Here is a 13453-nt window from a genome sequence, read left to right on the forward strand (position 1 = left end):
ATGTACACTATAAACAGAGACGGCGCATCACCTTGTGAACTATGTCACACACTCTGCTTTTTTCACAAAACGTTCACACAGAGCAGCAGGAAGGATTTTCAAACGATATGGGACCCGGCGTCATCAAAAAAAAACCGGTTCTGTTTAAGAACCGGGTTCGGCGTTTTCATCCCGTGATGTATGCAGATACCGTAAAAACAACTGATAGGAACAGAAGACATTTTGCTGAAGCATCACCAAAAAGTTCATTTGCAGCCGCGGATGGTAAGACATCATTTGCTTAAATACGGAATATGGAATATGGAGTACCAGAATATCCGGTGAGGCATTGACTGAGATAAAAGGCGATAAAGAGAGCCCGCCTTTTTCATCAATCGGAAACACATCGCCTTTTTCCCACAGCGCAACGGTTTGCGACCCTTCAGGGAGCCTGCTGTCCGTAAAACGGATATTTCCTTTTAATACAATATAAACGGATTGTGAATGAAGAAAGGATGGAGAGTGGTCAGATGAGCCGCGGATAAACGTCCCGGTTTTCAGCAAGGTTTCGACAATGGACAGAGGCACTTCATTAAACATAGGAAGTTGTTTCAGAAATAATAAATAGTCACACTGATTCATAGGAAAGCCTCCTGTGCTAAGGATAGCTTTAGTGTAGCCCGATTGAGCCTGCACGGCAGTGATGTATTTCACAGCTTGTATGATAAAAGTCACTTATCAGGAGAGTGTTTGCACTTATAATGAAATAAAAAGGGGGGTTTCGATGAAGGCGATGATTCCGAAGCAGCACGGCGCATGGGCGATGCTGCTGATTCCATTTTTACTCGGCATGGTCAAGGGAGGCCCGGTTTTCTGGCATATTCCGCTCTTTTTGGGCTGGCTGTTCCTATACTTAGCGGTTTATCCCGTTTCGCTCGCTTTGAAAAAGAAACAGCTTCAGCCCTATCAAAAGTGGATATGGTATTACGGTTTTCCGGCCTGCTGCTTTTTGATCATTTCTGTCTTTCATAAGCCGCAGCTCGTCTGGATCGGCGTTTTTTTATTGCCGCTGTTTCTCATACATACGCATTATGCCCGCCGAAAAAACGAACGGGCGCTCACGAATGATATTGCAGGTGTTCTGTTCTTTTGTTCAGGCGGGCTTGCGAGCTGCTGGCTGGGAACGGGAACCCTTGACGGCTGGTCTTGGTTTCTATTCTTGCAATCCGCTTTATTTTTTGTCGGGAGTTCTTTTTACGTGAAATCGGTCATACGGGAGAGAAAAAACAGAACCTTTGTATACTGGTCGTGGGGATATCACCTCTTGCTCCCCTTTTTATCGGCTCTTTTCGGGGCAGGCTGGGCGTTTCTCGCTTTTATCCCAAGCAGTCTGCGGGCCTGGTTTTTTCACGGAAGAGACTGGCCGGTGAAAACGATCGGCATTCTGGAAATCGTAAATGCCGGCTTCTTTCTTGCCGTCATGTGCCTGTTTATCACAAGGTAAAAAAACAAGGACACCGCTGTCCTTGTTTTTTTCAGTCAATATTGCAGATCTCAAGCGGACAATTTTCACACTCGATCTCACACCGTAAATAGTCCCGCTTGTGCAAAATAATTTTTCCGGTTTCGTCTATCGAAATAACCCCTTGTTTGCGGAGGTCTCCCAGCATGCGGTTGACGCTCTCCCTTGCCGCCGCGCAAAACTTAGCCAAATCCTGATTTGTCAGCACAATGTTAATCAGAATCCCGTCGCTTCGATCCACCCCGTAGCTGTTTGATAAGCGGATAAGGGTGGAATAGAGCGCCCCCTTTTTGCCGTGAAGAAGCAGGTCCCTGATCTTGGACTGGATTTTTCGAAGATGGGTGCTCATCCATTTCATAAATTCAAACGTCAAAACACCGTTTTGGATCAATTCCTTTTCCAGCTTGTTTTTATTAATGACGAGCACCTCGCCATCCTCTAACACTTTCGCACTGAGCATATATCTCGGCTCATCTGTGAATAGCGTCAATTCCCCGACAATATCGTTTTTTTGGCAGATTCTAAGCGTCAGGTCTTTTCCGTCAGACGTCAGCTTGCCGATTTCAATGAGTCCTGATTGAATCAGATAAAGCTCTTTTGCATCCATTCCTTCTTGAAACAAATACGTGTGTTTTTTCATTTTCCTTTTCGTACTGATCGATTCCAGCAATTCATGCAGTTCGCGGGAAAGAAGTTCTTTATCAGATTTTCGGACAGAGAGAATATTCATGAGCTCACCTCGAAGAAAGTCACGTTGCGTATGTATATTGTAACGTGACTTGATTTGCACTCACCCAGAAAAAACTAACAATCTTGTGAATGGATCATTATGAATTGAGGCTCTGACTGTTTCTCTCCGTATGTGTTTTCATTTTTTCCTGCCAATACATCCAGATCACAAGGACAAAGCTGGCTAACGCGACCTCTGAAAGCGCCATAAACCCGATCGCGTATTGGCCTGTTGCCTGAAATACACTTGCCAGAATCAGCGGAGGGAAAAAACCGCCCAGTCCGCCCATAGCTGACACAATACCGTTGGCAATCCCCGCTTGCTTCGAAAAGTAGAAAGGCACCAGTTTAAATACAGTCCCGTTTCCAATCCCTGAGCAGACTGCCACCGTCAGCGATCCAAACGCATAAAGACCGATCGTCGGGGAGAATGACAGCATGACGCCTGACAGCGTAAGCCCTGCGAAAACGAACATCAGAATGCGGAGCGGGCTCAGTTTATCTGCAAGAAACCCTCCCACAGGCCTGAGCAGCGTAGAGACCGCAATAAAGCCGGCCGTCCGCAGACCGGCGTCCGCAGGGCTCAGCCCAAAATGCTCAACCAAAAAATTCGGAAGATAGATGGTAAAGGCGACAAAGGCGCCGAACGTAATAAAATAAAACAGGCTCAACATCCACAGCACATGATTTCGGTAAACGGCTTTCATTTGTGTCTTTATGGAAACTTTGACTTTCTTCTCATGCCGGTCGCCGAACAAAACATGCAGTAATGCGAAAACAGCCAGCAAAACAAGATACATCTGCACGGTTGCTTTCCATCCCGCGGCTTGAGCGATAACCGGCGCCGCAAAGGTAGTAACGGCAGTTCCGATGTTTCCGGCACCGTAAATCCCATTGACGACACCGTGCTTTTCTTTCGGATAATATTTCGGGAGGGACGTCACTCCGATGGAGAATACCGCTCCCCCGATCCCTAAGAAAAAGCCGCCCGCGATTAAATCAAATAAAGAATCCGCGATACTGATCCAAAATACAGGAAACAAAAGCAGGATGAAGCTGATCATAAACATCAGCCGCGCGCCATACCTGTTCGTTAAATATCCTAAAGGAATACGGAGAAGCGATCCGAGAATAACGGGAATCGCCGTCACCAATGAAATCTCGCCTTTGCTTAAATGAATATCTGATGTCATTTGAGAAATGAGCGATGAAATCAGCACCCACACCATAAACCCTGCCACTAAGCTTAATGACTGCAACGATAATTGAATATGTTGACGATTGATCATTCGGCTTGCCCCTTTCACTGATTCAATATCAGTCTTATCATACAAAAACTCAGTGTGCGGGATTGTGAATTACATCACACGCTTTATATACAAAAAAAGAACAAAGCCCGAAGACTTTGTCCTTTGATCATCATTACATTTTTTCCGGAGCGGATACGCCGATCAGCTGAAGCGCATTGTTCAGCGTAATTTGCGTCGCCTTCATTAAAGCGAGACGCGCGCGGCTCTTCTCTTTATTTTCCGGATCGATGACTTTCTCCGCATTGTAGAAGCTGTGCAGAGCGGAAGCCAGATCATAAATATAGTTTGTGACACGATGAGGAATGCGTTTTTCCGCCGCTTCTGCCACTGCCTCAGGGAAGCCGCCGATCGTTTTCAGCAGGTCATATTCTTTTTCTGATTGAATATGGCTGAAATCAAGATCTGCCGCCGGTTTAAGTCCCTGCTCCTCCCCTTGGCGAAGCATGCTGCAAATACGTGCATGTGCGTATTGCGCATAATACACAGGGTTTTCGTTAGATGTGGATACGGCAAGATCCAAGTCAAAATCCATGTGCGTATCAGCACTGCGCATCGCGAAGAAATAACGGACCGCGTCAAGGCCGACCTCTTCAATCAGGTCGCGCATCGTTACGGCTTTCCCCGTACGTTTGCTCATCTTCATTTTTTCGCCGTTTTTGTATAAATGAACGAGCTGAATGATCTCAACTTCCAATGTGCCTTTCTTGTAACCGAGCGCTTCAATTGCCGCTTTCATACGCGGAATATACCCGTGGTGATCCGCGCCCCATACATTGATGAGCTTGTCGAATCCGCGGTCAAGTTTGTCTTTATGGTATGCGATATCCGGCAGCAAATAAGTGTATGAGCCGTCTTTTTTGATCAGCACACGGTCTTTATCGTCGCCGAACGTTGTGGAACGGAACCATGTCGCGCCGTCCTCTTCGTATACATGGCCCTTTTCGCGAAGCGCCTCGAGCGCCTGATCAATTTTTCCGTTTTCGTACAGTGACGTTTCAGAATACCATACGTCAAACGGCACGCGGAAATTTTCCAGGTCGGAGCGAAGTTTATCAAGCTCGTACTTTAAGCCGTATTCACGGAAAAACGCCTGACGTTCGCTCTCCTCTTCATGTACGAAACGGTCGCCGAAATCTTCGGCAAGCTTTTTCCCGATGGCGATAATATCCTCGCCGCGGTAGCCGTCTTCCGGCATCGGTTTCTCGAGACCGAGCGCTTCAAAATAACGGACTTCAACGGAAAGCGCCAGGTTGTTAATCTGGTTGCCCGCATCATTAATATAGTATTCGCGGCTAACATCATAGCCCGCTTTAGAAAGCACGCTGCACAGCGCGTCACCTACCGCCGCGCCGCGCGCATGGCCTAAGTGAAGATCTCCCGTCGGGTTGGCCGATACGAATTCGACCTGAATCTTTTCGCCTTGTCCGATGTTTGTCTCTCCGTAGTGTTCACCCGCTTCAAGCACGGACGGAATCAGTTTTGTTAAGTAGCTGTTGTTCATGTAAAAGTTGATAAAGCCGGGTCCCGCAATATCCATCTTTTCAATGGAAGCTTTGCCTTTATCAAATGACGCCACGATCTCCTCAGCGATTTGGCGCGGCGCTTTTTTTGCGATTCTCGCCAGCTGCATCGCCATGTTTGTGGAATAATCACCGTGTGTTTTTTCTTTCGGCGTTTCTAACAGTACGCTTGGAATCTGGCTTTCGTCCGCCAGGCCCGCTTTCAGAACGGCCGCTTTGATCTCATCCTTCAGCACGTCCTTCATTTGTTCCGCAATATTCATGCGTGAGTTCCTCCCTCATACGTGATCGTCATATTATGTAAATGCTGCTGCTCGTCTCCGACATGCATGTCATATGCGATGCTGATTCGGCCTTTTTCTTCACCGAGATCAGATTGAATCGATTTTGTGCTTGTTTGCAGCTCAAGCTCACCAAATGACATTTTATATTTCGCAATTGTGGAAGCTCCCGTTATGAAACGCTGATTCATTTTAACAGCGCCTGACCTCATGATCAGGACTTCGCCTTCGCTCACCTTCACAATCGTTTTTACTTTGCCTAGGTCGTGTTCTTCATAATAAGATAGATACACTTTTTGTTGTTTTACATAGTAAAATCCGGTAGTACGGAATTCGATGACTTCCTCATTTCCGTCATCCTCGATCACAGACTTCACATGGAGTGTTATCGGTGTCTCTTGTTTCATTTTGACACGTCCTTTTCATCATTCCGCTTTGACTTGAATAGTATAATCCTTCAGTTTGTAAACTTCAACTGCTTCTATCTTACCATCATTGCTCATTAGATTTGAAGATAAACCTCATAAAAAGCAGTTCCTTATGAGAAGAGAAAATCATATCACTATGTCACCCAATCCGTGAAAAACATGACACCAGCTTTTCAGAAACTCACACAGTCTCATCGAAGCTGCTGCGACTTCCAGCAACATAGATTGTGCAGCAGAAATGCCAACGATGTCAAAGCGCTGCGTGACAGCTATAAAAACGTCCGCCAAACACACGTGATGGCTGCTGTATTATGCCAAGTCATCATATTCGGCTGCGTGTTCGAAATCGTCAAAGCCTTCCCTTTCCGCTTTCACACGCCCCTTGCCGTATCAATGGGACTCGCGGTGTTACTGATTTTGTATTTATTGTATTTTATGCGGACGTACTTGCTGCAGCTTTTCCAACATGGAAGCCTGTTCAAAAAAGGGCTTGCGGGAGCGCTGACAGGAGCCGGGGTTTGGTGGATGCTCAGTTTCACCATAAGTGAACTGCTGTTTTTAATCATCCTGGCTGCCATCCAGCAGATCGGCTCATTTATTTATAAACGATTTTTTTATCGTAGCTCTGCTTCTCTCAACCTGTGAAATAAGCTACATCGCAATCGCTGACGGACCAGTCCCAACCGGAATCACCGTCATGGCTGTATAATCACTCGTGCGGTACACGGTTACGGTATTGTCGTCGGGCTGTGCTGCATAAATGTACTGATTATCAGGTGTTACGGCGAGGTCAAAGGCGCCGGGCAGAGACACGTTTGCAATGATCCTCTGTCCAGCCGTATTAACTACATATAAGTTATTAATGAGAAACGGTTCACTATATGGCTCTAGAAAATAAGCCCTAGTGCTATCGCGAGAAAATACAATCGTCCTCAGAGTTTCAAATAAACGGTTGAAGTCGCCTCCCCTGCTTAATGGTGATAAACTGATCTCCGTTACACCTTTCGGCAGCAGCTCACCATTCAACACATACGCAAAATTTCCAGCGAAAGGAGTGGCAATTAAACTGGGAAATTCAAATGTATCTATGATACTTTCTACCAACTGCCCAGTATTTACATCATATTTATCAACCGACCAACTGCTTCCATTAGCGGTATAGACATACTGTCCATTCGGATCAAGAGCAAAGTCTAAAGCGCCGGGTATCGGAATGACATCAATGAACGATTGAGAGGCCATGTTGATCATATATATAGATCCGGCGGCCATCACGTACGCGAACTCATCTGTTGAATCAAATTCAACCTTTCTCGGCCCTCCTCCAACAGTGATGGTATTTATGATGGTTAAAGTTTTATTATCTAGCACTGAGACAAGGTTGGTATTCCCATGGAGGACATACGTGAAAGCTTTATCGAAAGTAACGCCTAGATTAGTTGGCACGTCAGAAAAAGGGATTGTTTTTACAACAGTGTTTAAATCTGAATCAATAACCGAAACCGTGCTGTCTCCTGAATTGGCTGTAAACACATACGATTGAGGGTCTGGCGATGGCGGTAAAACAAGTGTCCCGGTCACCGTAAGCGGACTGCCGTAGAAAGGCGGTACAATGAGAAGATCTTCCACTGTTATCTGACTGAAATCAGGACAGCGGCCAGACTGCGCTGCATAATAAACAACTTGATCAATCTCTTCAGTATGAATCACAGAAACAGACCCGTCCCCTTGTCCATATTGATTTCGTACAGGCGACACACTGACAAGAAGCGTAACGGTCCCTTTTACTCTCACGGCATATCGAACACCGATATCTTCTTGTTCCGGCCCAGTCTGGATTAAGCAAGGCTCACTGATACATAATAAATGAGCAGTACTCCATGTAACCGTCGCAGCTGCTTCGGCAGAATCAATGGTGAACCCCTCGGGAATGTCAATCGGCACTTGAAACGGCGCTTCTCTGCTAATTTCCTCATCACAAAAACAGAAACAATTTTCCTGTAAAGCAGACAGATCATTCTTTTTCATCAATTCACGTCCTTTTAGAAATGTACAGCATGCAGTTGGTTAAATCACAATATCTCCCGGTGAAACCCCAAGAGATATCACAGTTTCCACAGAATAATCATCAGTGTTGTAAACAGTGATGTTCTGCTCTAAAAAATGAGCAGCATACAGAAATTCGCCATTCGGAGTAAACGCAAAGTCTCTTGCCGATTGCGGAACATTTCCTATAACGCCTGCACCATTCGGACTGACAGCATATAAATTGCCACTGAAGCTGTCATGTAAATACACCTCTGATCCACTCGTAAACATTACATATTGGCCATCAGGCTCCAGCTCTTGGGTAATGCTGATCGTAAACGTATTTAAGTCAATAACCGTCAAATAATTGAATAAGAATTCTTGTTCTAAGACATACGCATACCGCTCCGGCCAATTTGTTTCTATGGATGATACGATAAGCTCTCGTTCAATCGTTCCTGTGACTTCACCGGTGAATAGGTCCACTTTTTGCACTAAACCAAAATCAAGAATATAGGCGAATAACCCATTGGGATCAATTGCAAAATCAAATCCTTCCACAGGAATCGACCTATCCACAGTTAACGTATCAATTCCAATCACATAAATCGCAGTATCGCCGAGAACATAAGCAAACTCATGATTTGGGATACATTTTATCGATCCAGGCGGCTGATCCAGCAGTATGGATGCTGTCACTGTTAAAGTGTCATAATCGATGACAGAAATCACATTATTGTTGAAGTGCAAAACAAACACAGCGCTTTTATCCGGAGTTATTTCAATACCTGTCGGCCGGTACGGAAGAGCAATTTTTGTCACAACGGTGTGAGTGTTTGTATCTATCACAGAAACCGATTGATCGTTTGGATTCGCTGTAAACACATAAACGGGTTCCGGTTCGGGCACAAGCACAATCGTGCCCGTCACCGATAAAGGACTGCCATAGAATGGCGGAACGACAATAAGGTTCTCGATCGTAATGTCACTGACATCCGGGCAATCATCAGGCTCATCGGAATAATAGACGACTTGGTCAATCTCTGCATTGCGGATGACAGAAACAGACCCGTTCCCTTGTCCATATTGATTTCGCACTGGTGAGACACTGACGAGAAGCGTAACAGTTCCCTGCAGGCGCACTGCGAATTGAACACCGATTTCATCAGGCTCTGGCCCCGTCTCAATGAAACAGCGTTCAATGACACAAGAAAGGTTGCCTGCATTCCACGTCACGTTTGCAACAGCTTCAGCCGGATCAACGACAAACCCCTCAGGCAATTCAATCGGCGCTTGAAACATCGCTTCACGGCTTGCTTCTTCCTCGCAAAAACATAAACATTCTTCTTGTGCGGCTCCTGCTTTTTCTTTAAAGGAAAGCTTGTTATTTCTCATATCTTCACTTCCTTTTCAGACATACACTGCTCACGCAGATACAACAGAATATGGGAAGGTGGATTTGTTTGCTTGTACAAATTGTGGGGATAATAGTGGATTTTTGAAATGATATCCGCAGACATGCGGTTTTAACGAAAGAAAACATTGCGGTATTTTTGCGCTATCCTTCCGAATGAAAATGATAAAATATGTCATATACATAACGTGGAAGGGAGGGATTGGGAATAGTGGCGAGTGTTTTATCATCTTCAGCGGTTGGAGAAAAAATCAACGAATGGTATATGTACATTCGAAGGTTCAGCATCCCGGACGCCGAGTACTTGCGGAGAGAAATCAAAGAAGAACTTGCAGGTCTGGAAGATGATCAGGATCTTCATCTATACTATTCTCTCATGGAATTCCGCCACAATCTGATGCTCGAATACCTCGAACCGCTGGAATCGCAGCGGATAGAAGAACAGCCGAGACTATCGGATCTGCTCGCGGATATTGATAAAAAGCAGGCCCGGCTGACCGGACGTCTTGATTATTATTTTAATTTTTTCCGGGGGATGTATGAGCTGGAATGCCGTGAATATCTTTCAGCGATTCAGTTTTTTAAGAAAGCTGAATATAAGCTTGATTTTGTCAAAGATTGTATCGAGAAAGCTGAATTTTATTTTAAGATGTCAGAGTCCTACTATTATATGAAACAGACTTATTTTTCTATGGATTATGCCCGGCAGGCTTATAAAATTTATCATAAGCAGGAAGCATATAATATAAGGGTGCTTCAGTGCCATTCATTGTTCGCTACCAACTTTCTTGACTTAAAGCAATATGATGAAGCAATTCAGCATTTTAAAAAGGCTTATGCCATGGCAGAGGCAGAACAGCAGCCACAATTAATGGGCCGGACTCTATATAATATCGGACTTTGTTTTAACAGCCAAGAAAATTACAAACCAGCCATTGATTACATAAAACGGGCAATAGCTGTTTTTGAAGATGGGAACATCATCACTTCTCTCCCGCAAGCCTATTTCTTAATCACACAAATACATTATAAAATCGGAAATATGGCCATAGCCAGACAATATCATGACAAAGGGGTATCTTATGCAGAGAAGGCAGAAGATTCCCTATATATCGCTGAGTATGAATTTTTAGAATCTTTATATGTCGGTGAACCTGATGAAGAAGCAATCATGGAATGTTTTGACTTTCTCAGAGATAAATCGATGTATGCTGATCTTGAAGATTTTGCCTTAGATGTGGCAAAATATTATCATGAAAGAGAAAATTTCGAGAAGGCTTCCGCATATTTTTTAAAGGTGGAAGAAACAAGACAGCAGATTCAAGGAGGTGTGAAGTTGTATGAAATTGAAGTATAAATTAGCACTTACTTGCTTAGCGATAGGCACTATTTTTGTTTCAGCCGACATTGCAAGTGCACCGGAACATCAATTTGAAGTTGCTCAGCGCGGAATGATTTAAATGATGATTACTTTTAGGCTTGCAGGTTAACCTGCAAGCCGTTTTATATATAAACAACTAATTTGCAAAAACAAAAAGTATACCTTAAAATTCAAATGTGTAAAAAGTATTTGACACATATACATATATTATTTAAAATAAATATATATAAATTTGAAAATTTAAAATAAAAACAAAAATATTTAAGGAGGGTTTTAGTGGATAACAATATAAAAAAACTTAGAACAGCAGCTGATATTTCACAAAATGATCTGGCTAAGCTCTGCAATGTGACCAGACAAACCATCAATGCAATTGAAAATAATAAATATGACCCAACTTTAAGTCTGGCATTTTCGATAGCTCACGCATTAAATACGGGAATAGATAAAGTATTCAACTATAACGCCAAAAAAAATTAAGGGAGCGGTTCTTATGAAGAAAATGGATGAGATGCAAAAACACCAATCGGGTATAGCCGCCAGAATAGCATTTAGTTTTTATACTGTCGCTTTACTGATATGGTCATTAATAGATTATTTTAAAAACGGAAATACAGGATGGCAATTTCCAATACTTTTAATAGGCTGCGCGCTCTATTTATGGATTCAAGTTTATCATAATCGAAAAACAAGGTAACAATTCCAATACACTTCCGGAGGATTATACAGCAATGTACGAATATAAGTTCATAAAAGTAGAAGTAAACCGATGGAAAGGAAAGCCTAAAGAAGACTATAAAGAAATTATTGAAAGGTATTCGCAGCAAGGATGGAAGCTGGTTCAAATATTTGCTCCTCCTATTTCAGGTTATGGGGCAGCCGATTATTTTGATATTATTCTTGAAAAAAAAGTATAAATGTTTCAGTACAAAGAAAGCCGGATCATACATATGGTCCGGCTTTCTTTGTACTGAAATAAGTCAGCAGATACCTTAACGGATTTCACCTCTTAAATATTTTTTTCGGAAATCCGCAATTCAAATAGCTTCCAATATATTTTATTATTTAACTTGCTGGGGATATTGAAAAAATTGGAGGAAAAAATGAGTCTACTTTTAAAAACACAAAATAGTAAAGCGATTTTTACATTAGTAGCATCAGGAATCATTGTTCTCGCTCTTTTCAGTATAAAACATAATCATTTAAGCATGGATGTCATCGATATTTTAAACAGAGCTGGAATAATAGCTCCTAGTTGGATTGTCAGTGCTATCACCGCAACGGGTTCAGTCCTGGCTATCATTACTGTTTTAGGATCTCTTGGTGCAGGCTTGCCATTAGCCGTTTTAGAACAATTGGCTGCAGCAAGTACAGCAGCAGCTTAACATAAAACATTAAATTCAATATCCCTGGCAGTCCCTTAAACGAATGGATGAAAATACTTTGTTTAAAAAGAACGTTTTAGTCAAATTGTACATAATCTGTCTGATCTTATTTTTAATTGCTTTATTTACAGCATATTTTTATACAGCTCCCGCTTCAAATGTAAATAATCTAAATCGAAATATCCGTCCGGATTTTTTTCAGATTTTCTTTAATAATATTAAAGTAGCGAGTCTGCTTGTTTTTTTAGGACCGTTGACGCTGTCACTTGGCACGATTGCAGTTTTAATTATTAATGGATTAATTTTAGGAAATGCCATAGGAAACATCAAAGACAATTTAAACCTTTTACTGCTTGTTATACCCCATGGAATAATTGAAGTCCCGGTATTGCTTCTTGCAGCTTCTGTAGGAATGAAATTAACTTTGGATTTATTACTCCTCAAAATAAATTTAAAATTCACTTTTAAATTTATTGGTATTATATTTCTCGGTTTAATTATAGCAGCTATGTTAGAAACATTTATTACACCTATCTTTATAAAAGGAGTCTCTTAGGATTATGCAAATTGAATTATCTTCATTTAAGGACCGAAACATTAATTTTTTGTCCTCATTTTTATTTTATATTATCGGGTTAGCTTTTTATTTAAGTTCCCTATTACCTTTTATGAAAAGTTTAATTCCCAAAAACATCCCTATACAAGTTGTTGAGCAAGTAAAACATTTAGATTATATCATTGCGATAGCCGCACTGTTACTTTTAATGTTCGGGGTGATTTTTGAAGGATTTGTATTATTTCTCATTATAAATTTTCTTGGCGCTCAAATTAAGATTAAAACCTTTTATTCCCTATTTATGTTTTCTAACATCCCGGTCGCAATTAAGTTTTTTCTTATATCATTCAAAAACATTTTCGCAGAACATCCAAACACTAGTTTATTTTTCACAAGTAATCATTTGATTTTTTCTATCTTTGATTTGTTCAATATTGCATACTTATTTCTTTTGTTTATTCTTCTGAAATGGAGAACAAATTTGAACTACCTGACAATCTCAGTTTTTATTTTTACGGCATTCCTGTATAGAATGTTTTTTTAGCATATATAAATAAACCCCCTCAATAGGGGTTTTTCTTTCATTTCGTTCACTGTATACAATTCCTTTTATATGCTTCCGAAACAATACCCACTCTAGTACTCACATTCCACTTTTTACAGAGACCGGCTATGATATATTCGACATTACGCTGCGAGTAGTTTAATGACTTAGCGATCTCTTTATTAGGTTTTTCAGCAATTATCAGTTTAATTACAGAAATTTCAATCTTTTTTAATTCCAATTCATTTTCTACTGCTGTTTTCATTCTAACTTCCTTTCTAAAGATGTATTTACTAAATAATACCCTATTATATAATTTTTATCAATAACATCAATTATTAATGGTAAAATAATATGTTGCTTTTACTAACTTCTA

At 41.8% G+C, this 13453-nt stretch carries 16 protein-coding genes and 1 pseudogene; 9 read left to right on the forward strand and 8 right to left on the reverse strand.

Annotated elements, in window-relative coordinates; genetic code table 11:
* Window positions 1–144: 144 nt before the first annotated feature.
* Complete coding sequence (locus SB847_RS14315) at window positions 145–621, reverse strand: cyclic nucleotide-binding domain-containing protein (protein ID WP_410563984.1); 477 nt, start codon at window positions 619–621, stop codon at window positions 145–147.
* A 142-nt stretch (window positions 622–763) separates the two neighbouring features.
* On the opposite strand from SB847_RS14315, the gene SB847_RS14320 reads away from it, so the two are divergent.
* A complete protein-coding gene (locus SB847_RS14320; RefSeq protein ID WP_410563986.1) occupies window positions 764–1483 on the forward strand; it encodes a YwiC-like family protein in 720 nt (239 codons plus the stop codon).
* 31 nt (window positions 1484–1514) lie between these two features.
* Here SB847_RS14320 and fnr read toward each other — a convergent pair whose 3' ends face one another.
* The 4 genes from fnr to SB847_RS14340 all read right to left on the reverse strand — a co-directional run bounded on the left by fnr (window position 1515) and on the right by SB847_RS14340 (window position 5748).
* Window positions 1515–2231 carry a fumarate/nitrate reduction transcriptional regulator Fnr gene (fnr, locus tag SB847_RS14325; protein ID WP_032875896.1) on the reverse strand — a complete coding sequence of 239 codons (717 nt, stop codon included), beginning with the start codon at window positions 2229–2231 and terminating at the stop codon, window positions 1515–1517.
* A gap of 97 nt (window positions 2232–2328) precedes the next feature.
* Window positions 2329–3519, reverse strand: a complete 1191-nt coding sequence (gene narK / locus SB847_RS14330; RefSeq protein WP_032875893.1) for a nitrate transporter NarK — start codon at window positions 3517–3519, stop codon at window positions 2329–2331.
* A gap of 133 nt (window positions 3520–3652) precedes the next feature.
* Window positions 3653–5323 (reverse strand): arginine--tRNA ligase, encoded by a 1671-nt coding sequence (argS, locus tag SB847_RS14335; RefSeq protein ID WP_038461659.1) that lies wholly within the window; start codon window positions 5321–5323, stop codon window positions 3653–3655.
* A complete protein-coding gene (locus tag SB847_RS14340; RefSeq protein ID WP_032869448.1) occupies window positions 5320–5748 on the reverse strand; it encodes a YwiB family protein in 429 nt (142 codons plus the stop codon). The genes argS and SB847_RS14340 overlap by 4 nt, the downstream gene beginning before the upstream one ends.
* A 153-nt stretch (window positions 5749–5901) precedes the next feature.
* On the opposite strand from SB847_RS14340, the pseudogene SB847_RS14345 reads away from it, so the two are divergent.
* A pseudogene (locus SB847_RS14345) lies at window positions 5902–6414 on the forward strand (bacteriocin biosynthesis protein AlbG); the annotation flags it as partial.
* A 6-nt stretch (window positions 6415–6420) separates the two neighbouring features.
* Here SB847_RS14345 and SB847_RS14350 read toward each other — a convergent pair.
* A complete protein-coding gene (locus SB847_RS14350) occupies window positions 6421–7797 on the reverse strand; it encodes a YncE family protein (protein ID WP_410563992.1) in 1377 nt (458 codons plus the stop codon).
* Between the two features lie 39 nt (window positions 7798–7836).
* Window positions 7837–9192 (reverse strand): YncE family protein, encoded by a 1356-nt coding sequence (locus SB847_RS14355; protein ID WP_410563995.1) that lies wholly within the window; start codon window positions 9190–9192, stop codon window positions 7837–7839.
* 230 nt (window positions 9193–9422) lie between these two features.
* Between SB847_RS14355 and SB847_RS14360 the strand changes: the two genes are divergently transcribed.
* From SB847_RS14360 to SB847_RS14390, 7 genes are all read left to right on the forward strand, one after another.
* The gene (locus tag SB847_RS14360; RefSeq protein ID WP_410563997.1) at window positions 9423–10568 is read left to right on the forward strand and encodes a response regulator aspartate phosphatase; all 1146 of its coding nucleotides are present in this window, start codon (window positions 9423–9425) and stop codon (window positions 10566–10568) included.
* The gene (locus SB847_RS14365; RefSeq protein ID WP_021494790.1) at window positions 10552–10671 is read left to right on the forward strand and encodes a PhrC/PhrF family phosphatase-inhibitory pheromone; all 120 of its coding nucleotides are present in this window, start codon (window positions 10552–10554) and stop codon (window positions 10669–10671) included. The genes SB847_RS14360 and SB847_RS14365 overlap by 17 nt, the downstream gene beginning before the upstream one ends.
* Before the next feature lie 197 nt (window positions 10672–10868).
* On the forward strand, window positions 10869–11072 hold the full coding sequence (locus SB847_RS14370; protein WP_003151064.1) for a helix-turn-helix transcriptional regulator: 204 nt from the start codon (window positions 10869–10871) through the stop codon (window positions 11070–11072).
* A 13-nt stretch (window positions 11073–11085) separates the two neighbouring features.
* The gene (locus tag SB847_RS14375; protein WP_007407641.1) at window positions 11086–11289 is read left to right on the forward strand and encodes a hypothetical protein; all 204 of its coding nucleotides are present in this window, start codon (window positions 11086–11088) and stop codon (window positions 11287–11289) included.
* 34 nt (window positions 11290–11323) lie between these two features.
* Complete coding sequence (locus SB847_RS14380; protein WP_325084594.1) at window positions 11324–11509, forward strand: DUF4177 domain-containing protein; 186 nt, start codon at window positions 11324–11326, stop codon at window positions 11507–11509.
* A gap of 186 nt (window positions 11510–11695) precedes the next feature.
* Window positions 11696–11977 carry a hypothetical protein gene (locus SB847_RS14385; RefSeq protein ID WP_007407643.1) on the forward strand — a complete coding sequence of 94 codons (282 nt, stop codon included), beginning with the start codon at window positions 11696–11698 and terminating at the stop codon, window positions 11975–11977.
* Window positions 11978–12020: 43 nt separating this feature from the next.
* Window positions 12021–12533: a stage II sporulation protein M gene (locus tag SB847_RS14390; protein ID WP_410564003.1), complete on the forward strand. Its 513-nt coding sequence runs from the start codon at window positions 12021–12023 to the stop codon at window positions 12531–12533.
* A gap of 590 nt (window positions 12534–13123) precedes the next feature.
* Here SB847_RS14390 and SB847_RS14395 read toward each other — a convergent pair.
* Entirely contained in the window at window positions 13124–13342 is a 219-nt protein-coding gene (locus SB847_RS14395) for a helix-turn-helix transcriptional regulator (RefSeq protein WP_003151056.1), read from the reverse strand.
* Window positions 13343–13453 lie beyond the last annotated feature (111 nt).

The organism is Bacillus sp. SIMBA_026 (genome assembly GCF_046535335.1).
GTDB classification, from domain to species: Bacteria; Bacillota; Bacilli; order Bacillales; family Bacillaceae; genus Bacillus; species Bacillus velezensis.